Consider the following 20,343-nt stretch of genomic DNA (forward strand, 5'->3'; position numbering starts at 1 on the left):
TTATATCACTACAACCACGAGCGCCCGAATATGGGCAATGGCGGTTTTACGCCAATGCAGAAACTAAACCACGCAGCTTAATTCTATTTGATAAGTGTCTTATGGTTGGGATGATTACCGCGTCTTGACCAATGTTAAAGGTATTCCAGTTACTGCTGAGGGTTTGACTGTTTTGATTGATGTTAAGTGTATCATTGGTTTGGATAAAACTGGCAGAGCCAGAATTTACTTTAGCCCCTGTGGGCAAAGCGTTGTTTTGGATGGCTGCTTGGACGGACAGAGGCAGCATAGCCATGCCAAATAGTAGCGCAGCAGAGAGCGTATGGGACAAGGTTGCAGTCGCATGGCTTGATACCCCACTTGTTTGACTACGCGAGCCATGACCTTTGGCCAATTCAGATACCGCTTGCCAACAGCTGAGGCGTGAATTCCATATCACTTTATAGATTTTATTCATTTTCTAGCACTCATTTATGATTAGTATTGAATGGGTAAAATAGAACAGCACTCTAATATTAAGAGTTTCTGTGTAGACGAATCCTGCTATTGCATAGGATATTTTTTATAAAAACAGCAAGGGTTAAGTATAGGTAGTGCTTATACTTTAGATAGATGAGAGATTGGATTACTTGAAAGTCGAGTAAAAAACCATAAAAAATGATTAATGTTCGATAATTGTTTTTATAGGTATCAAAATGTATTCATTATATTACAATTATGTTGCTATATAAGTCCACTATTTTTAGACGTTATTCAACTATTTTATAAAGTCGTTATTTGCCTTTAAGCGATTAATCTATATTAAAAAACTGTAGCAGATAAGAATATTGTTCAATAGAATCCCTTCTACCTACCCTGAATTATTAGAAATTTCTCAGAATATCAAGGCGGCTTACGTATTTAAGAGCTTTTCGCCTATTCCTATAACAAAATTTATGATGGATAAAAAAACTGCTGAATATATTAGGATGTATTTATGATTGGATGAATTTTTAAGAGTTGTTAAATTAGAAAATATGTTTTAATCATTAATAGGTATACAAGAAAAACAGCAAGACTAAGCCTATCCTTCCTCCTACTTATTAACTGATAATTTATGGGAACAGTTCAAAATCACTAAGGCACAACATGGTTGCTAATAGAAAGAGAAAAACTAGGATGTGATAGAAAGTATTCTAGGGAAACTGCGTACAGGTGCTCCATGGCGGAACAACTATAAAATATATACCCATTCTATGGTGCCGATGGATATTCGATCCATTTCAAAGTCACTGAAGGTGCGGTTAGCAACCAAGATAAGCCGTGATATAATGACCCGATAATTAATATTTTATGAAAGGTTTACATTATGGCTCGTACAGCTAGCGCATTACACATTTTAGTAAAACACAAAGAACAGGCTGAAGACATTATTGCCAAGCTTCAAAAAGGCGCTAAGTTCGATGTGCTGGCGAAACGACATTCAACCTGCCCATCAGGTAAAAAAGGCGGCAGCTTAGGTGAGTTTCAACAAGGCGACATGGTACCGCCATTTGATAAAATCTGCTTCAGCGGCAAACTTTTCACCCCACATTTAGTAAAAACCAAATTTGGCTGGCATGTGGTCAAAGTACTTTACAGGACATAAGCATTAGGGGCGGAGCTTTCATTATAAGCCGACTGACATATGCCTTAAACATTATCCTGACTCATACAGGATCTAACATCATGGCAATCACGATTTGAGCTGCCATGATTGACTCATTTATGACCCAAAACGACTTATGACCTAATGTCCATGCCACATCTAAATCTAAATTTGAGTTGAAGACACTTTAGTTCTCATAAGAGTGATGATGGTAGACAGTTATAAATAGGTGTTGATCATAATAAAGCGTTCAGAACAAAAGGCTGCTACTGCCCTCTCTCCTATTTTATATCAACAATAATAATTTTTAAGGCATTAAAAAAGGACACCGCAGCGTCCTTTTTTATTCTAAATCAAGGCTCATATACAGCCTATTCTAATGATGCTCACCAGGAAGTATTCTGGCAAAGGCACGCTGAGCAAGGTTTGGCTTCTTATCGGTAGTCAGTCCAGCGCGAGTGCTTGGAAAAATACGATAACCCATCGACTGAATACCAACGTTGATTGCTGGTGCCAATGAATAAGTAGCTGACGCAAATTTACCCATGTTGCTGGCAATACTGTTTGGTTTATGGACAATCGCTTTAGCAACCATCATCGCTGCTTCATCAGGCATAAGCGCAGGCATGTAGCGGTACAACTTAGTAGGCTCAATCATCGGCGTGCGTACCAATGGCATAAAGATATTGGTGATCGTCACATTATCGCCCTTCACTTCAGCAGCTAAGCAGCGGCTAAAAGCATCCAATGCCGATTTTGAGGCGACATAAGCGGCAAAACGCGGACTGTTTGCCAATACACCAATAGAGGAGATATTCACAATTTGGCCAGTTTGACGTTCAATCATCGTCGGCAAAAACCCAAGAACTATTTTAACCGCGCCAAAGTAATTGATATCCATAGTACGCTCAAAATCATGGAAACGATCAATAGACTCGTGAACCGAACGCCGAATTGAACGACCAGCGTTATTGACCAAGACATCAACATGTCCGAAATCTGCCAAAATTTGCGTGCTAACTTTTTCGATATCATCCATATTGGTCAAATCACAAGGGTAATAACTGGCATTGCCACCAAGCTCCTCGATACTTTCTTTAACGGCTTTTAGTTTGTCTTCGGTACGTGCTAATAAGATAACATGCGCACCGCATTCACTAAGTAAATACGCTGTACGCTCACCAATACCGCTTGATGCCCCTGTGATAATGATATGCTTATCTTTGACCGCTTTGTTGATTGCTTTTTTTGAGGGATTGGCCATAAGAAATCCTTTTTGTTGTTTCTATGCCTATGAATGTTCGATTACAGCATAGCAAAAAATTATGGCTTAAAGTGAACAAAACCGCCGTCTCAGCCAGATAATTTGCCGATCATAAGGATCGATAAACGTATAATCGCAGTATTTTTCAGACTTACGCTTTTTACCGAGCATCGATAAGGAGTATCTATTTTGATTGCAACTCTAGCTCATTACATTGATTTAATTGCTAAGATAGTCGAGGTCATTGGCGTACTTATTATGTTTTTTGGACTTTTTTGAGCTTGTCACTACATGTAGAATTAGAAGGCAAATTTCCTTGGCAAAAAGAAAATACAGTGCTCAAAAAAGAACCACATACCGCTAAAGTGGACGAGCTTTAAAGCTTTTTTTGTCATTTAACAAACGCTTAGCATGAGCCGTTTGCTCACTTACTATTCGTGCGCCTGCAAAAAATCTTCGACCACGCGAAACTGTCCAGCGGTACTTTCTTCGCCATACATCGCTTGGCGAAAAGCATTAGAATTAGGAATGCCTGTGGTATACCAAGCAATGTGCTTGCGAGCGATACGGCAGCCAGAGTACTCACCATAAAAGTCATATAGCTCTTGCAAATGCGCCAATACGATCTCTTTTATCTCACTGACGCTCGGTGCATCAAGACTCTCACCAGTGCGTAAGAAGTGCTCGATATCACGGAATATCCACGGTTGTCCTTGGGCAGCACGCCCAATCATCACAGCATCACAACCTGTCAACTCATAGACACGCTGGGCTTTTTGCGCGCTATCGATATCGCCATTGGCAATGACGGGAATATTGATGCTTTCTTTGACTTCGCGTATCAGCTCATAACGCGCCTCGCCAGTATACATATCCTCGCGCGTGCGCCCATGAATGGCAATCGCTGCAATACCTGCTTGCTCAGCGCGCTTCGCCACACGCAAGATATTCTCACGACCATTCTCATAGCCCAATCGCGTTTTTAAGGTCACGGGGGCATTTACGCTATTTACCGCCGCATCTAGTAAACGGGCAACCAAATCTTCGTCTTGCAACAGTGCCGAACCTGCCAGCCTACGGCAGACTTTTTTGGCAGGGCAGCCCATATTGATATCAATAATTTGCGCGCCATTATCAATCTGATAACGTGCCGCTTCTGCCAATTTATCAGGCTCAGCCCCTGCAATTTGCGCTGAAATAGGCGCAATTTCATTGTCAAAATTGGCACGATACAAGGATTTTTTGCGCGCGTAAAGCGCCGTATCAGCGATAATCATTTCACTCACCGCATGACCGGCACCAAATGATTTACACAATCGCCGAAAAGGATTGTCTGTCACGCCCGCCATAGGAGCAACCATGAGGCGGTTTTCAATCGTCAGGCCGCCAATGACCAATGGCTGCAATAATGGATGGTCAGATACGGGCAAAGACGACGGTAAATCAGGGGAATCAGTAGACATAAAAAACGGCTTGCCATTAATTAAAATAAGATAATAAAAACAAGCCGTTATTCTAAGGAATCGTACGCATATTGCAAGCTATTAACGTGAATAACTTGCATTACGAAACACTACTCTTTCAACAGTGCACCCTTACTTATCAAACACACTGCCCTGCTCTAGTGTGATGTCCTCATCATGCTCCTGCATACGCCACGGCAAACTATCTGGCGACACATTTAAGAAGTGTAGGTATTTTTCGAACTGATCAATAATATCGTTAATCACTGACTCTGATTGATAGCCATATAAATCATAGGTTTGACCACCACGGCGCAAATACACCTCAGCACGATGATGGTGCTCTTGTGGTAATTCATTGGCCATATCTTCCGTATAATAGTCAGGAATTTCATGCTCTGACAAACGAACTTCATACCAGAACTCTACATTGTCACCGCGTCTTAATTCCAATACAGCACGGTTATTGACCTCATCATAATTTACATCAGGCAACCAGCCTGTTTCGGCAAACTTCTCTGCCACCTCATGCATCGATGATAAAACCGTACCTTTGATATAACCCAGCACTTTATCTCGCGTTGGTTGATTGGTGATATAGTCAATACGATCACGCCATGCGTCAAGCTTAAGTAGATGCGGCGGCAAATGATTGTCATTGGCTAGGCTTTGATTGCGATGTCCTTCAATACGTAGTGCGCGCCACATACCAAATGTCGAAATCAATATAATGATCGCAAACGGTAAAGCACTAACGATAGCCGCTGTTTGTAGTGCACTTAGACCGCCTGCGATAAGTAGAACCGCTGCGACCGCCCCTTCAGTTACCACCCAAAACGAGCGCTGCCACCAAGGCGTATCACTGCGTCCACCCGCAGCGAGCGAGTCAATCACTAATGACCCTGAATCCGATGACGTCACAAAAAAAGTAATAATTAACAGTACTGTCAATGATGAGACAATCTGTGTAAATGGTAAATTCTCTAGCAATTTAAATAACGCAATTGCTTGGTTGTTTTGCACCTCGCTAATCAGCGCGTCGTAGCCATCAACCATAATCATATGCAGTGCTGTATCACCAAACACCGAAAACCAAAAGAAGGTAAATAACGTTGGCACTAACATGACGCCCAATACAAACTCACGAATGGTGCGACCGCGACTGATTTTGGCAATGAACAGACCCACAAAAGGCGCCCAAGCAATCGTCCATGCGAAAATAAATAGTGTCCAACTACCGATCCAATCACTCGATTGGTATGCTTGCAAGCTAAAAGTACGCTCAACGATATTGCCCAGATAGCTGCCCGTGTTTTCCATAAAAGCATTGAGAATAAAGATCGACGGACCAACGATAAAGACAAATAACATGAGTGCCGTTGCCAATACCATGTTTAAGATAGACAAGCGCTTGACGCCTTTGTCCATACCTGCCAGCACGGATATCAAGGCAGCTGCTGTTACTAAAGCAATGATAATAACCTGCACCGTCGTATTCACTGGCACCATCTCTGGTAGCAAATAATTTAGACCCGCGTTAATTTGCGCCACCGATAGACCCAAGCTGGTGGCGATACCAAACATCGTGCCCACGATCGCAAACACATCAACGGTATGTCCAATAGGGCCATAGATTTTGTCACCGATTAATGGATATAGCGTTGAGCGTACCGACAATGGCAAGCCATGACGAAAAGAGAAATACGCCAGCGACAAACCTACTACGCCATAAATCGCCCAAATATGAAAACCCCAATGGAAATAGGCAATTTGCATGGCTTCTTTAGCAGCTTCAATCGTCTGCGGCGTCGATAGCGGCGGACTGGCAAAATGCAATACCGGCTCTGCTACGCCATAAAACAATAGCGCAATACCGTAGCCTGCGGAGAATAGCATGGCGAACCATTCCAGAAACTTATACTCAGCCTCCGCATGGTCAGGGCCCAATTTAATACTGCCATAAGGCGAAAATGCCAAGGCGATAATAAACATCAAAAATATGGCGACTGCCAACATATAAAACCAGCCGAAAGTGTCGGTGGTAAATGCCAGCACTTTGCTGAACAGCTCGCCAGCAGCATCAGGGTTGATGGCTGTGCCGATCACCAATAACAGCATAATCGCTGCTGCCGGTACAAAAACCGGCAACAAAATAGTGGATCGAGGTAATTTACTCATAGAAAGTGATATCCCCAAAAAGTAGCAATGAAAAATAATCTTCGATATAAAGATTAATAATCAGAAGGAGCAGTGCCTTTTTTGTAAAAAGTGACTCACAGTGACTCACAAAGGCGAAAATGCATCAGTTATTATTAAACAAATACAATTTTTATCACACTATGTTCAAAAACCCCAGACAAGCGCCCAACTTGTAACATGACTTTAACGATTGTTACATGACTATTACCAAGCAATAAAAAAGGCCGCTTGTTAGCGACCTTTTTATTTTTTTTCTGGAACAATTTATGTTTTGCTTGTTAATTCGACAGACATCTCGTTTTTTTATTATTAAACAGTAATGGCAGCAGCAAGTTGCTTTGCCATTTCAGCCAGTTCTGTGTGATCAGCTTGGGTCACTGCATGGCGACCGAGCTCATGAATACTCGATGGAATGAGATGTACATGGTAATGAAAAACGGTTTGACCCGCTTCGCTACCATTTAATTGCATCTGAATAATGCCTTCACGCGCAAATACTTGACGCTGTGCTTGCATGACCTTTTTAGCGGTCATTAACACCGCGGCGGCATACTCTGGTTCAAGGTCTGCCAAATCAACGGCTTTTTGCTTAGGAATCACCAGCACATGCCCCTCTGCTTGTGGCATGATATCCATAAAGGCAAGAGTTTTATCATCTTCATAGACTTTGTGATAGGGGATGTCACCGTTTAGCATTTTGGCAAAGATATTGTTATCGTCATACGCGGCTTGCTCATTGGCTTGGGTCATTATTTTTTCCTTTACTTGTTTGATTATTGGTTGCTCGACAGCTTTTAGAAGGGATGGAATAGCCTGTAATATAGTGGACGAAATGTCGTTTAAGCACAAGTTGCGATAGCACTCGTTATTAAAAATTAGCAATACATAAGCTAATCACGATAGCTCACCAATTTGGTTGGCGAGTCAGGCGCTTTAAATGTTATATTAACCCTCTACTTTAACAACGCTACGTTTATGGATTCGTCTATTTTGCCGACTCAATCAAATATGAGTAACATTTATACAGAACCTGCTCAAGCAGCGCAAACGTCTGTCACAGCTGGCTCTGTATTCAATAATGAAAAACAACCAAGCAGCGCTGAGACTGAAAATGTGACTCAAGCCCCCACTCAAAGCATTGAGCCTAACGCGCTCATTCTGGCCGAAGCACTGAGCGACAAGACGATTGGTTGGAAAATACACAATTGCAAAATCACTAAAAAGACGGTCACACAGGATTTACCACTACCGTTCTTATATCATTACGACAGTTTAAATGATGCGATTAAGCAAGCGAATCCGCTCACACCCGCCCTCCTGTCACAGTTCAATACGCCCATGAGCGCTCATGAAGCAGCCAAGCTGATTGGTATTAGCGAAGCACTAATAAGCAGCCCTTGGCATGTCAAAATCATCGGGTCATTGGTGGTTTTTAGCGAAGCGTTGCAGTTAGCCGTACGCTTGCATTGGACCAATACGGGCAAAGACACCCAACAACTTTATACCCAGAATGAAGCAGATGCTATTACAGCCGCTTTTAAAGATTGGCAGTTTTTTGGTCGTATCGATGTACTCTACAAAAATAATAAGCAAACCTTAATCAGTATAGATGAACAAGCTGAAGGCAATGAGCAACTACTTCGTATTGAAGCAAACGCTGATTATCAATGCTTGCCAGCGACTCATGCGTTAGTGGTTATCGCTAAATTGGAAGCGGACAAAACAGAGCTGCCTTGGTTTGAGGCGGCGATAGTAGAGCGCGTCGAATAACACCTTATTTTCCACATACTTACGATGTTATGACTACTATTGACTTGGCATTATCAATGAATAGTTTTCAGTGATTCATATCTAATGGTATGGTAACGACCTAGTATTATTCACTAGTCCTCGCATTTTATAAAAAGCACACTATCAATATTAAAATTGAGGGTGCACATTTTCACAAACCTCGCCTATTTGTAAGGAATATCACATGGATTATCGCTCAAAAACCTCTACTGGCGGCCGTAATATGGCAGGCGCGCGCGCATTATGGCGTGCAACTGGCATGACTGATAGCGACTTTGGTAAACCAATCATTGCGATTGCCAACTCATTTACCCAGTTCGTACCTGGCCATGTGCATCTAAAAGACTTGGGGCAACTGGTCGCACGTGAAATTGAACAAGCAGGCGGCGTGGCTAAAGAGTTCAATACCATTGCGGTCGATGATGGTATTGCCATGGGTCATAGCGGTATGTTGTACTCACTGCCAAGTCGCGATTTGATTGCCGACTCGGTCGAATATATGGTCAATGCCCATTGTGCAGATGCCTTAGTTTGTATCTCTAACTGCGATAAAATAACGCCGGGTATGCTGATGGCAGCCATGCGCCTCAATATCCCAGTAGTGTTTATTTCAGGTGGCCCAATGGAAGCGGGCAAAATCTTAGCCAGTACCGTTGGTAAGAGCCATAATACCGATGGTAGTGACAGTAGTGCGATTCGTAAGCTTGATCTTGTCGATGCGATGATGGATGCCGCTGATGATAGCATTAGTGATGCAGATGTAGCCGCTATCGAAGCCTCAGCCTGCCCAACTTGTGGTTCATGCTCTGGTATGTTTACTGCTAACTCAATGAACTGCTTAACCGAAGCGTTGGGCTTGGCATTACCGGGTAATGGCTCACTACTAGCGACTCACTCGCTGCGTCGAGAGTTGTTTTTAGAAGCGGGTCGTACCATTGTATCGCTTGCCAAACGTCGCTATGAGCAAGATGATGATTCAGTATTGCCACGCTCCATCGCTAGCAAAGCAGCTTTCGAAAACGCAATGACCTTAGATATCGCGATGGGTGGTTCAACCAATACTATTTTGCATCTGTTGGCTGCTGCTAACGAAGCAGAAGTCGATTTCAAAATGTCAGATATCGATCGTCTAAGTCGCGGTGTACCTTGCCTTGCAAAAGTCGCCCCTGCCTCGCAAAAATACCATATGGAAGATGTGCATCGTGCTGGCGGTGTCTTTGCGTTATTGGCCGAGCTTGATCGTGCTGGATTACTGAAGACTGACGTACCGACCATCCATAGTCCAACGATGAAAGCCGCGATTGATAAGTGGGATATCATGAATCCTGATAATCAAGAGGCACGCGCGCGCTTCCTTGCAGCACCGGGTGGCGTACGTACCACTGAGGCATTTTCACAATCAAAAGAATGGTCAAACCTCGACGTCAACCGTGAGTCAGGTTGTATCCGTAGTGCCCAACATGCCTATTCTACAGATGGTGGTTTGGCCGTATTGTATGGCAATATCGCTGAGCGTGGCTGTGTAGTCAAAACCGCAGGTGTGGATGACAGCATCCTAGTCTTTACTGGTCGTGCTCGTCTATTTGAGTCACAAGATGATGCTGTCGCTGCGGTATTGGCCGACGAGATCGTGGCAGGTGATGTTGTTATCATCCGTTATGAAGGCCCTAAAGGCGGTCCTGGTATGCAAGAGATGCTCTATCCAACGACTTATCTCAAGTCAAAAGGCTTGGGCAAAGAATGTGCGCTACTAACTGACGGTCGTTTCTCTGGTGGTACCTCAGGCCTATCAATCGGTCATGCCAGCCCAGAAGCAGCAGAAGGTGGCGCAATTGGTCTAGTAGAAGAAGGCGATACCATCCATATTGATATTCCTAATCGTACGATTAACATGCAAGTCAGTGATGCCGATTTGGCCACTCGCCGCGAAGCGATGGAAGCTCGTGGCCGCGATGCGTGGAAGCCTGTAAGCCGTGACCGTCATGTGACCCCTGCGCTACGTGCCTATGCTGCCATGACCACCAGTGCCGATACCGGTGCGGTACGTGACGTGAGCCAAGTTGAGCGCTAAGCCTTCAATTATTAATCGTTAAAGTATATTGGTAAAAATCTATTAAGCCTGCGCTATGCAGGCTTTTTTTTCACCAAAAAACAACGCATATGTCGTTTTGATAACGATTTTTTGCGGTAATCATTATTTTTTAGCGTCATTATAATGGACTAGGGCGTGTCCTCAATTCAACCGATAGCAATCTAAATGAGCTAAAAATGGTTAAATCTTGCCAAACATCGTCAAATAGCTAGGTAATATCTCGATATTATCTGCACTATTTTCCTTGTTTGACTGCAATTTACCTCATTTTTATCACCATTTTTAAAATGAGGACACGCCCTAGTAAATATGACCTCACTCTAACTTTTTAAGATAAACATAACAGCGTGTACCTACCTTATGATTGAAAACTACAATTTATTTTTATTGGTCTGCGGTATCGCTTTTTTACTGGGGGCGTTATTCCCCATTATATTTAAGCGCACGCCTATCTCTTTGCCTATGTTGCAGGTCAGCTTTGGACTACTCATGGGCTACTGGTGGACGACCTTATCATTTTTAGACCCTATGAATAACGGCTTAATTATCGAAAAATTAACCGAAATTGTGGTGCTCGTATCCTTGGTTGGTGCTGGTATCAAAATTGATACGAAGCTGTCTTGGCAATTGTGGCGGCCGACCGTACGTCTGTTGCTTATTACCATGCCGATTGGCATCTTTGCGATGGCGGTACTGGGCTACTATGCATTTGGTCTCAGTCTGGGAGCTGCTATATTGCTGGGCGCAGTACTGGCTCCAACCGATCCCGTATTGGCTTCTAGTATTCAAGTAGGGCCACCCAATACAGGTCGCGAAGACACACCTCGCTTTACATTAACGTCAGAAGCAGGATTGAATGACGGACTGGCTTTCCCATTTGTTTATTTGGCCATAAAAATAGCGGAAGCCTTTAGCCAAGGCAATTCCTTTACCCTCGAGATGCTCTGGTCATGGTTCACTCATGATGTCTTATGGAAAATTGGTGCTGGGCTGGTGGTGGGGATTGTCGTTGGTAAAATTATGGCTAAGCTGGTATTTTCAAAATGCAGCCAAAACACTACTATTTCTCAAGGATATGTGGTCATTGCGCTAACGTTAGTGGCTTATGGACTTGCCGAATTTGTACATAGTTATGGCTTTATCGCCGTATTTATCGCGGCATTTGCCTTTCGCCGCTCAGAGCATGAGCACAGCTATCACCACAAGCTCCATGATTTTGCAGAACAATCAGAAGGCTTACTCATGTCTTTAGTGCTGGTCACTTTCGGCATGTTTCTTGGTCAAGGATTGCAATCGGGCGTTGAGCTGACATGGCGTGTTTACATCGTCAGCTTCACCTTCCTCTTGTTGATACGTCCCATTGGTGGGTTTATTGCTTTATCAGGACTAAACATGGCACACACTGAAAAGTATGCCATCTCTGCTTTGGGCATCCGTGGTATTGGTACGCTATATTATTTATCTTATGCGCTCAACCAAGGTTTTTTCGGTGATGAAGATGCGCTTAAGCTATGGGTCGTCTGTTCGATTGTCATTTTGGCGTCAATTTTTATCCATGGTCTTAGCGCCACAAAATTGCTGAAAATGACGCCGAATAAATCACATTAACCTTATCGATAGAGCTATTTAGCGCTTTGAAAGCTCTGAATCGACTAAGTTAAGTACCGCTTCCGTTAGTGCAAACTGACGGACATCATTCAGCATCGTGGTGTCAAAATTATGGATAAAGGCAAATGACAACTGACGCTCTGGGTCACACCAAGCCACTGAACCGTTATAGCCCATATGCCCAAATCCTTGCTTGTTTACATCAACTTCTTCACTGTCTGTATGCTGACAAAGACTAAATAACCGATGATAACCCAAGCGCCAATCCATGTTTGCTGGCATAACAGCATCTAGCCCTGTGACTTGCGGTTTGGATAGTTGCTCAAAAGTGGCGCTATTAATAAACGTGTGTCCTTGCCATGTTCCGCCGTTGGCTAACATGGTATAGATGGTGGCCAATGCCTGAGCTGAAGCGACACCATTTGCTGCTGGAATAATGGCCTGTAGTGTCTCACGACTGTGATAATCGATTGCTTGTTTGCCAGCAGGTATGAGTGCCGCCTTATAATTTTTTAGATTAAGCTGACTGGTATTGAAGTACAAACGATTAATATGAGCCGTGTCTAGTATCGGTAAAGCGTTTTGCTCATCATCTGAACTTAGGTCTGCCGCTTTGCCATCCATTAAAGCTTGCTGCTGCCAACAAGTGTAGCTAGGCAGACTAGCATAAGTACGTAAAGTACTTTGTGTATCGGCTTTTAGCGTTGGTTTATGACGTTTATGACGCAGTTGTGAGCCAGCCTCATTTGATGCTTCGAAGTCTTTGGCGAGTCTTGCTACTTGGTTGACTTTATTCTCTGGTACACCAAAATAGCAACTATCGGCAATACCTAAAGGCTCAGTGAGATAATAGCGCAATGCCTCAGCTAAAGACATTTCAGTAACGGCTTCTATCAGACCGCCCAATACCCAACCATAGACCAGAGCACTATAAACGCTGTCATATAGCTCGCCATGGTCTGGTGCTGTGATTGGCATCGCGGCAACTTTATTGAGCATTTGATCCCAATCAAGCAAAGCTTCGCTATCCACATCGATACTCTGAATTGAGAACAAGTTGGCTTGATGTGACATCACGCTACGTAATGTAATATTCCCTTTATTCTGTGCAGAAAATGCGGGCCAATAATGGGCAATAGGTTGGTCATAATCAAGCATCTGCTGCGAAACCAATATATGTACAAGCGTCGCCAATATACCTTTACCCGTCGAAAAGTTAATCGCCAAAGTATCAGGCTGCCACGACATCTCTGGACGTGCCATCCCCACACTCGCCTGTGCAATGCATTCTCCTGCCTGATAGACAACCACGGCACCCCCTGCTGGTGCATCATCAAGCTGTAAATCGGTGAGTATTTGCTGCAAACGTTGTTGCAACGTTATATTTATCTGATGATCAAAAATCTGCGTGGTTTTATTATTATTGTCGATCATGGCTACCCTGCTCCATTTCTATAAAACAGCTAAACGGTAAAAAACTATTTAGCCCTTAATATTAAGTGTTCATATGATAAAAAATACATTATTTGCTAAGGCGTAACTGTTCAGTATCTCAATATTAGCAATTTATCTTTTCGTTTGCTTAGGGCGTGTCCTCATTTTAAAAATAACAACGCGCCTTAATAAAAAAGGCAACCTAGTGGTCGCCTCTCTGTCATGCAATGCTGCTTAATAATACGTTGTCATCTTTATGTCTTAGCGCGGTACCAACAGACGATTATGAACTTCTTGCTCAAGCTTCGTTAATCCATGACTGCGCCCACGTTCCATAGCGGTGTCCATTTTACGTCCACGTAGCCATCCTGCGCGTAGCGCCATTGCGGCACCCACTCTATTGCCTGAGCCACAATGCACTGCTGTTTTTTTGCCATGATGTTGACGCAATATGTTATCAAATGCCAATATATTAAGCTGCTTTAAGTCTGCGGCACCATTAATAGGCAGATGCTCATAGTACATGCCAGCTCGCTCGACCGCTGCGGCTTCATCAAAGCTCAATTCATCATCTGGCTGTAAGTTAATCACTAACTCAACCCCAGCTTTCGCTAAGGCAACCACTTTTTCGTCATTGAGTGCACCGCACACAATGGTAGTGTCATCAGGACGAAAATAAGGCTCAAGAATAGTACTAAGATCAACACCATTGTCTAAAACGCTATTGCCAGCATTCGATACTGTGTCAATAGCTACTGAATGATTCAGTTGATCTGGGTTTGGTACGGCGGTATGTGAAGTCATAATTATAAATTTGTTCGTTATATTTACTATGGTCAATTCCAGTTAAAATAAGTACAAAGCAACCGCGTATCGATGTATAAGCAATACTTCAAGCGAGGTTAACGCTATTACTTTTCTATCACGAATCGACCATATTGAGATATTTTTTAGTTAAATGACAGTCGTTCTACTGGCTTTTACTCATTGCCACTCTGTAATTTAACCGTACCTGCCAAATGCGGCTTGTCATTTTTAGAGCTAAATAAACCAAACTCACAGGTATCGTCTGTGTCTTTAAGTGCAGCTACCGGATCAGCGATAAGCTCTACTTCGGCTGGCAAAAAGATAGGCAGTTTAAATGACACATCAACCGTACAAGCATCCGGCAACTCGTCCATCATAGCAAGGCATTTGGCCTTTGACCACATGCCGTGAGCAATCGCTTTAGGAAAGCCAAACGCACGCGCAGATAATGGATGGAGATGAATGAGGTTAAAGTCACCTGAAACAAAAGCATAACGACGACCGATATCTTCTGGCACTTCAAAGATACTATGCACGCCTTCTGGGTTGACTGATGGCTTGACCGTTATTGGACGTGGAGTGCTTTTTTTGTCTTTGCTGCTGATTGGTTTTTTGCTGCGTGATAGATACGTCGAAGTACCTTCCCAAATCACTTTATCTTCTGACTTGACCGTCGTCACAAAATCAAACTGCTGACCCTGAGCATGGTCACGCAAATTATCAAAGGTAACTGACATAGCAACCGTTTCACGCTCACCGATAGGACGATACTGAGTCACACTATTATCGACGTGCACTAGACCCAGCATAGCAAATGGAAATGGCTCTTTGACCATCATATTCATTTGCAGCGTTTGAGACAGCACTGAAAAGTAAGTAATAGGTACTTTGCCATTATCTGCAAAACCACAAATTTTACGATAATCGTTTAAGTTACTTTGGTCAATGTGCAAATCGTCCACATAGTAAGTCGCTTGCGGCAATTGGTCTTTACTGATTTTGCCGTTATTACCAATAGGCAATAAACTTTTAACGATATTGGCATAGGTCGTATGCGCTTTCGGCAACGCATCATAATGTTTGTCTGACATAATAAATCCTAAGTGGGGCTTGAGCAAATTTTCTTGGTGTATCTAAAGATGCTATGACATTATTGGTTACAGCCTATCATTGAGCAATGCCACCAGTATTATGCCTAAATTAGGCACAATTCATAGGCGTGGTTTTAGACAATGTAAGCAACTCTCACAGCAAAAAACAATTTGGCTACTGGTTCTCTGTGTTTTTATCATAAAAAAGCCACCCTTGGGCAGCTTTATTACGATTTATAAGCAATTTTTTCGTAAGCATATGTGAGGAAAATTAAAAATAATGATTAATATCAGCTATTTATCATTATCTAAATCATCATTGACACTTACTTATAATTGACACTTACTTATAAAGTGCTATTAAGCACCCAATAAGCTTTGACCACAAACGCGAACGATGTTGCCATTTAAGCCACCAGAAGCAGGTGATGCAAACCATGCGATGGTCTCAGCCACGTCTACTGGCAAGCCGCCTTGGCTCATAGAGTTCATACGGCGACCCGCTTCACGAATAGCAAATGGAATGGCTTCTGTCATTTGCGTTTCAATAAACCCTGGAGCAACGGCGTTGATTGTCATGCCTTTGGCGTTGTCTTCTAACTGCTTGGCAGTGGCATTCACCAAACCAATCACCCCTGCTTTAGAGGTGGCATAGTTGGTTTGACCCAAGTTGCCAGCGATACCTGAAATCGATGACACACAAACGATACGTGCATTGTCTTTTAATACATCGTTGTCTAGTAAATAGCGGTTCAGCCTAGCAATACTACCTAGGTTAATATTAATAACCATGTCCCACTTTTTCTCGTCCATGTTTGCCAATGTCTTATCACGAGTGACGCCAGCATTATGGATGATTGAATCTAAGCCGCCACGCTTTTGTGCGGCTTCGGCGATTTGTTTGCCAGCGTCATCACTGGTGATGTCGACGGTCAATACTGAGCCACTAATTTCGCTAGCGACTTTTTGTAGGTCTGCTTGCTGCTGCGGTACATCAAGGCAGATAACGTGAGCGCCTTCGCGAGCCAAAACGCGAGCAATTGCTTCACCAATACCGCGGCTTGCGCCAGTTACCAGCATGGTTTTACCGCCAAGAGGCTGCGTCCAATCGACATCAACATTACTACCCTTACTAACGCGTACGACTTGTCCTGAGACATAAGCTGAACGAGCGGAGGTGAAAAAGCGTAAAGTCGAATCTAGATTTTGCTCTGCGCCGTCTTCCACATAAATAAGCTGTGCCGTAATACCGCGTTTGAACTCTTTACCGACAGACTTTACAAAGCCTTCAAGCGCACGCTGAGCCAAAGCTGTATCAATGTCAGTGATATTTTCTGGTGGGCGACCAATAATAATAACGCGACCAGACTTTTCTACACGACGAGCCACAGTATGGAAGAACTCATACACTTCTTTTAATTGATCGGCATTGCTAATATTGCTGGCATCAAACAATAAAACTTTAAATTTATCATCGCCGCCCGTATTGGCTTTTGCTTCAACGCCTGCATCAGCAAGGGCATCTTTGATATCATCACTGCTGTTTACATAAACATCAGCATGTACGTCTGACAAAATTCGCGCCACAGACTCACTGACGCTTTTATCATCGCCATTAGCACGACCAACCAATACGCTACCACGTACTAAAGGCTCACCGCTTTCGAAGCGATCAAGAGTAACAGGTAACGGTAAACCCAAATTTTTGGCCACTTTTTTGCCAATAGAAGACTGAACAAAATCACCATAACGGTCTGACATAATATAATCCCTATAACGAACGGTTAGAATAATAGTAATAAATGTGATGTGCCTATTATATAGACTCAATAACCTCATAATTACTGATATTTAGTAAATGAGTCTAAAGCTGGCCTAACTATACACTGCCATCTTAAACAAGTCCAAAAACCGATAATGTCTACAACAATCTGTAAACAACTCAGTATACAAGACGGTCACTTTTTCTGGATTTAAAAATCACCACATTGTGCTAAAATCAGACCTATAAGTTATAGAAAATGCAATTATCGATAACAATATATTATCAAATCTATCGTTATGCAACGCTAATAATCGATACTAGCCAGTCTACGAAAGTCATATTGATGTCTTTCAAAGCTGATACCGACCTTAGATAAACGTCACATAGTTTGCCAAAGATATACAGTAAGGTCGTAAAAACGTCTTATCATAAACAGTTATGCTGCGTAATAAGTGATAATATTTGCTTCTTGTTTATTTTCGATTATTGAATTTTTTAATGTAATCATTTTTATTATCATTAGTTTTACTATTGTTACCCTCTTTTCTTCTGCCCATATTTTTTAAGGATAATATTATGAGTAATAAAAACAATCACCCTGATAGCCCTGTTGTTGAAAGCACAGTGGTAAAAGCCAGTGCGTCAAAATCTACTGATAATAAATCAGACAGCGCCAAAACAGAAACGGCTGTTAAAAAAGCTAAAAGCACGACAGCTACAGACACGTCTAATAAAGAGTCTTCTAGTAATAAAGAGTCTTCTAGCACCACAGAAGCGAATGATAAATCACCAGCTTCTACTACGAAAAAGCCAGCATCTGCTGCCAAAAAAACCAGCAAAACCAAAGCCGTTGCTGGTCAAAATCGAGTGGCTATCCTAGGTGGCAACCGTATTCCGTTTGCACGCTCGAACGGTTCATACGCTGACGTTAGCAACACCGACATGTTGACAGCTGCATTAGATGGCTTGATTGAACGCTATAACCTACAAGACGAAGTGTTGGGTGAAGTGGTGTCTGGTGCCGTCATGAAACTAAGCCGTGACATCAACCTAACTCGCGAAGCCACGCTTAACACAGCGCTCAACCCACATACGCCAACTTACGATATCTCACAAGCTTGCGGTACTGGCTTGCAAGCGACTTTTGCTTCTGCCAATAAAATCGCACTGGGTATTATCGATTCAGCGATTACTGGTGGCGTAGATACGACCTCTGATGCACCGATCGCGATTGGTGATGGTCTACGTAAAGTACTGATCAAACTGGGCGCGGCTAAAGACAACAAACAACGCCTAAAAGCACTAATGGGTCTAAATCCAAAAGACTTAATCGATTCGCCACAAAACGGTGAACCACGCACTGGTCTATCAATGGGCGACCATCAAGCCATCACCACTCTTGAGTGGAATATCAGCCGCGAAGCACAAGATGAGCTTGCTTTTAACAGTCATCAAAACCTAGCGCGCGCTTATGATGAAGGGTTCTTTGATGACCTTATTACTCCATACAAAGGTCTGACGCGCGATAACAACTTGCGCCCTGATACTACTTTGGAAAAACTGGCTAAATTAAAGCCTGTGTTTGGTAAAAAGAACGCCAACCCAACGATGACAGCAGCCAACTCTACCCCATTAACTGATGGTGCCTCTTGTGTCCTACTAGGAACCGATGAGTGGGCAAAAGAGCGTGGTCTTAAGCCATTGGCTTATATCGTTCATCAAGAAACGGCCGCCGTTGATTTCATTGGTAAATCTGGCACCACAGAAGGCCTATTAATGGCACCTGCTTATGCCGTACCGCGTATGCTTGAGCGTGCAGGTCTAACACTACAAGATTTCGATTTTTATGAAATCCATGAAGCCTTTGCATCACAAGTGTTATCAACACTAGCTGCTTGGGAAGATGAAAAATTCTGTGAAGAGCGTCTAGGACTAGATGCACCACTAGGCTCTATCGATCGTAGCAAGCTAAACGTGAATGGCTCGTCGTTAGCTGCGGGTCATCCATTTGCCGCAACGGGCGGTCGTATCCTAGCCACTGCAGCGAAGCTATTGGATCAAAAAGGCTCAGGTCGTGCACTAATCTCTATCTGTGCAGCTGGTGGTCAGGGCGTGACTTGTATCTTAGAGAAATAACTCTTTGACTGCTATTATTTGATTGGTATTATCAGTCAATAGTTAGCATGAATACTTTAAAGCACTCTTTAATCGATGGATTGAAGGGTGCTTTTTTATGCCCATTCACTACTCAAAACTGGATGTTAGTCACGGTCTTGCTAACAACACAATAATGAAACGTAGCCAACGCATAGCTCTATCGGTAGTTATGCTAAAGTAAGAGGATAACCAATAAAAATCATAACAACACTGATTAGGAGTTTTTTATGGGTAAGATACCTTCGTCCATCAATCCCAAATCCCTTACGCCACAAGAGCGTCAGGAACTTAGCTCACCTGAGCAACACAGTTTTATCGAACGTATGGATAAAGAGGTTTTTAATGATCAGTTGCGTCGTAAGATGCACGAAGACCTCATCGATACTTATGATGAAGAGCTAGAAAACGAGATAGATGATTATGTGCGTGACTTTCGTTTTGATGGGCGCGAAATGAGTGAGCAAGAAAGACTTGATCGGCGTATGTACTTTCAAGAGTTGGTAAGGCTACAGCGCGAGCTTATTAAGTTGCAAGACTGGGTCGTTGATCGCGGTGAGCGTATCGTCGTCATATTTGAGGGTCGTGACTCAGCGGGTAAAGGTGGCGCTATCAAGCGTATCACGCAGCGCTTAAACCCTCGTGTGTGTCGAGTGGCTGCCCTACCTGCACCGACAGAACGTGAGCAATCACAATGGTATTTTCAGCGTTATGTCGCCCACTTGCCTGCTGCTGGTGAAATTGTTCTGTTTGACCGCAGTTGGTATAACCGCGTGGGGGTTGAGCGTGTGATGGGTTTTTGTACCGATGCACAGTATGAAGAATTTTTTCAGTCGGTGCCTGAGTTTGAGCGCATGCTAGTACGCTCAGGTATTCGCTTGGTGAAGTACTGGTTTTCGATCACTGATGATGAGCAGCATTCACGCTTTATGAACCGCCCCGGGATTGTCGGAGACCTAATATTCTGAGAGAATACGACAATGAAAAGACAAACCTATACTCCTGAGATTAAAGAACGCGCCGTTCGCATGCTGATTGAAGCGGCAGG

Annotated in this window: 14 protein-coding genes and 1 pseudogene; 6 read left to right on the forward strand and 9 right to left on the reverse strand. The window is 43.1% G+C overall.

Annotated features, from left to right (window positions below; all coding sequences use genetic code 11):
- Window positions 1-46: 46 nt before the first annotated feature.
- A complete protein-coding gene (locus ACP69U_RS12915; protein WP_426138728.1) occupies window positions 47-457 on the reverse strand; it encodes an ESPR domain-containing protein in 411 nt (136 codons plus the stop codon).
- A gap of 891 nt (window positions 458-1,348) precedes the next feature.
- Between ACP69U_RS12915 and ACP69U_RS12920 the strand changes: the two genes are divergently transcribed.
- Window positions 1,349-1,627: a peptidylprolyl isomerase gene (locus ACP69U_RS12920; protein ID WP_045446094.1), complete on the forward strand. Its 279-nt coding sequence runs from the start codon at window positions 1,349-1,351 to the stop codon at window positions 1,625-1,627.
- A 376-nt stretch (window positions 1,628-2,003) separates the two neighbouring features.
- On the opposite strand, the gene ACP69U_RS12925 is transcribed toward ACP69U_RS12920, so the two are convergent.
- The 4 genes from ACP69U_RS12925 to ACP69U_RS12940 form a co-directional block, all read right to left on the reverse strand.
- Window positions 2,004-2,891, reverse strand: coding sequence for an SDR family NAD(P)-dependent oxidoreductase (locus tag ACP69U_RS12925; RefSeq protein ID WP_045452162.1), 888 nt, complete (start codon window positions 2,889-2,891; stop codon window positions 2,004-2,006).
- Window positions 2,892-3,322: 431 nt separating this feature from the next.
- Window positions 3,323-4,354: a tRNA dihydrouridine synthase DusB gene (gene dusB / locus ACP69U_RS12930; RefSeq protein ID WP_087945570.1), complete on the reverse strand. Its 1,032-nt coding sequence runs from the start codon at window positions 4,352-4,354 to the stop codon at window positions 3,323-3,325.
- A 132-nt stretch (window positions 4,355-4,486) separates the two neighbouring features.
- Window positions 4,487-6,532 carry a BCCT family transporter gene (locus ACP69U_RS12935; RefSeq protein WP_426138729.1) on the reverse strand — a complete coding sequence of 682 codons (2,046 nt, stop codon included), beginning with the start codon at window positions 6,530-6,532 and terminating at the stop codon, window positions 4,487-4,489.
- A 330-nt stretch (window positions 6,533-6,862) separates the two neighbouring features.
- On the reverse strand, window positions 6,863-7,303 hold the full coding sequence (locus ACP69U_RS12940; RefSeq protein ID WP_193009321.1) for an HIT family protein: 441 nt from the start codon (window positions 7,301-7,303) through the stop codon (window positions 6,863-6,865).
- Window positions 7,304-7,528: 225 nt separating this feature from the next.
- On the opposite strand from ACP69U_RS12940, the gene ACP69U_RS12945 reads away from it, so the two are divergent.
- From ACP69U_RS12945 to ACP69U_RS12955, 3 genes are all read left to right on the forward strand, one after another.
- Window positions 7,529-8,323 carry a hypothetical protein gene (locus tag ACP69U_RS12945; protein ID WP_426138730.1) on the forward strand — a complete coding sequence of 265 codons (795 nt, stop codon included), beginning with the start codon at window positions 7,529-7,531 and terminating at the stop codon, window positions 8,321-8,323.
- A gap of 205 nt (window positions 8,324-8,528) precedes the next feature.
- Entirely contained in the window at window positions 8,529-10,415 is a 1,887-nt protein-coding gene (gene ilvD / locus ACP69U_RS12950) for a dihydroxy-acid dehydratase (RefSeq protein WP_426138731.1), read from the forward strand.
- Window positions 10,416-10,796: 381 nt separating this feature from the next.
- Complete coding sequence (locus tag ACP69U_RS12955; RefSeq protein WP_426138732.1) at window positions 10,797-12,044, forward strand: cation:proton antiporter; 1,248 nt, start codon at window positions 10,797-10,799, stop codon at window positions 12,042-12,044.
- Window positions 12,045-12,062: 18 nt separating this feature from the next.
- Here ACP69U_RS12955 and ACP69U_RS12960 read toward each other — a convergent pair whose 3' ends face one another.
- The 4 genes from ACP69U_RS12960 to ACP69U_RS12975 all read right to left on the reverse strand — a co-directional run bounded on the left by ACP69U_RS12960 (window position 12,063) and on the right by ACP69U_RS12975 (window position 17,137).
- A complete protein-coding gene (locus tag ACP69U_RS12960) occupies window positions 12,063-13,478 on the reverse strand; it encodes a serine hydrolase domain-containing protein (RefSeq protein ID WP_426138733.1) in 1,416 nt (471 codons plus the stop codon).
- Window positions 13,479-13,739: 261 nt separating this feature from the next.
- Window positions 13,740-14,282, reverse strand: coding sequence for a beta-lactamase hydrolase domain-containing protein (locus tag ACP69U_RS12965; RefSeq protein ID WP_426138734.1), 543 nt, complete (start codon window positions 14,280-14,282; stop codon window positions 13,740-13,742).
- A gap of 176 nt (window positions 14,283-14,458) precedes the next feature.
- On the reverse strand, window positions 14,459-15,376 hold the full coding sequence (locus ACP69U_RS12970; RefSeq protein ID WP_055124219.1) for a MaoC family dehydratase: 918 nt from the start codon (window positions 15,374-15,376) through the stop codon (window positions 14,459-14,461).
- Window positions 15,377-15,736: 360 nt separating this feature from the next.
- The gene (locus ACP69U_RS12975) at window positions 15,737-17,137 is read right to left on the reverse strand and encodes a 3-oxoacyl-ACP reductase (protein ID WP_201501441.1); all 1,401 of its coding nucleotides are present in this window, start codon (window positions 17,135-17,137) and stop codon (window positions 15,737-15,739) included.
- 580 nt (window positions 17,138-17,717) lie between these two features.
- Between ACP69U_RS12975 and ACP69U_RS12980 the strand changes: the two genes are divergently transcribed.
- Window positions 17,718-19,277: an acetyl-CoA C-acetyltransferase gene (locus ACP69U_RS12980; protein ID WP_426138735.1), complete on the forward strand. Its 1,560-nt coding sequence runs from the start codon at window positions 17,718-17,720 to the stop codon at window positions 19,275-19,277.
- A 248-nt stretch (window positions 19,278-19,525) separates the two neighbouring features.
- A pseudogene (locus tag ACP69U_RS12985) lies at window positions 19,526-20,233 on the forward strand (polyphosphate kinase 2); the annotation flags it as partial.
- Window positions 20,234-20,343 lie beyond the last annotated feature (110 nt).

The sequence above is a fragment of the Psychrobacter sp. TWR1-1-1 genome, from assembly GCF_049895865.1.
In the GTDB taxonomy this organism is placed as follows: Bacteria; Pseudomonadota; Gammaproteobacteria; order Pseudomonadales; family Moraxellaceae; genus Psychrobacter; species Psychrobacter immobilis_A.

What these genes read in the sequence shown, in the direction of transcription:
- ACP69U_RS12915 (WP_426138728.1), bottom strand. Translation starts at nt 457, where the DNA reads ATGAATAAAATCTATAAAGTGATATGGAATTCACGCCTCAGCTGTTGG.
- ACP69U_RS12920 (WP_045446094.1), top strand. Translation starts at nt 1,349, where the DNA reads ATGGCTCGTACAGCTAGCGCATTACACATTTTAGTAAAACACAAAGAA.
- ACP69U_RS12925 (WP_045452162.1), bottom strand. Translation starts at nt 2,891, where the DNA reads ATGGCCAATCCCTCAAAAAAAGCAATCAACAAAGCGGTCAAAGATAAG.
- dusB (WP_087945570.1), bottom strand. Translation starts at nt 4,354, where the DNA reads ATGTCTACTGATTCCCCTGATTTACCGTCGTCTTTGCCCGTATCTGAC.
- ACP69U_RS12935 (WP_426138729.1), bottom strand. Translation starts at nt 6,532, where the DNA reads ATGAGTAAATTACCTCGATCCACTATTTTGTTGCCGGTTTTTGTACCG.
- ACP69U_RS12940 (WP_193009321.1), bottom strand. Translation starts at nt 7,303, where the DNA reads ATGACCCAAGCCAATGAGCAAGCCGCGTATGACGATAACAATATCTTT.
- ACP69U_RS12945 (WP_426138730.1), top strand. Translation starts at nt 7,529, where the DNA reads ATGGATTCGTCTATTTTGCCGACTCAATCAAATATGAGTAACATTTAT.
- ilvD (WP_426138731.1), top strand. Translation starts at nt 8,529, where the DNA reads ATGGATTATCGCTCAAAAACCTCTACTGGCGGCCGTAATATGGCAGGC.
- ACP69U_RS12955 (WP_426138732.1), top strand. Translation starts at nt 10,797, where the DNA reads ATGATTGAAAACTACAATTTATTTTTATTGGTCTGCGGTATCGCTTTT.
- ACP69U_RS12960 (WP_426138733.1), bottom strand. Translation starts at nt 13,478, where the DNA reads ATGATCGACAATAATAATAAAACCACGCAGATTTTTGATCATCAGATA.
- ACP69U_RS12965 (WP_426138734.1), bottom strand. Translation starts at nt 14,282, where the DNA reads ATGACTTCACATACCGCCGTACCAAACCCAGATCAACTGAATCATTCA.
- ACP69U_RS12970 (WP_055124219.1), bottom strand. Translation starts at nt 15,376, where the DNA reads ATGTCAGACAAACATTATGATGCGTTGCCGAAAGCGCATACGACCTAT.
- ACP69U_RS12975 (WP_201501441.1), bottom strand. Translation starts at nt 17,137, where the DNA reads ATGTCAGACCGTTATGGTGATTTTGTTCAGTCTTCTATTGGCAAAAAA.
- ACP69U_RS12980 (WP_426138735.1), top strand. Translation starts at nt 17,718, where the DNA reads ATGAGTAATAAAAACAATCACCCTGATAGCCCTGTTGTTGAAAGCACA.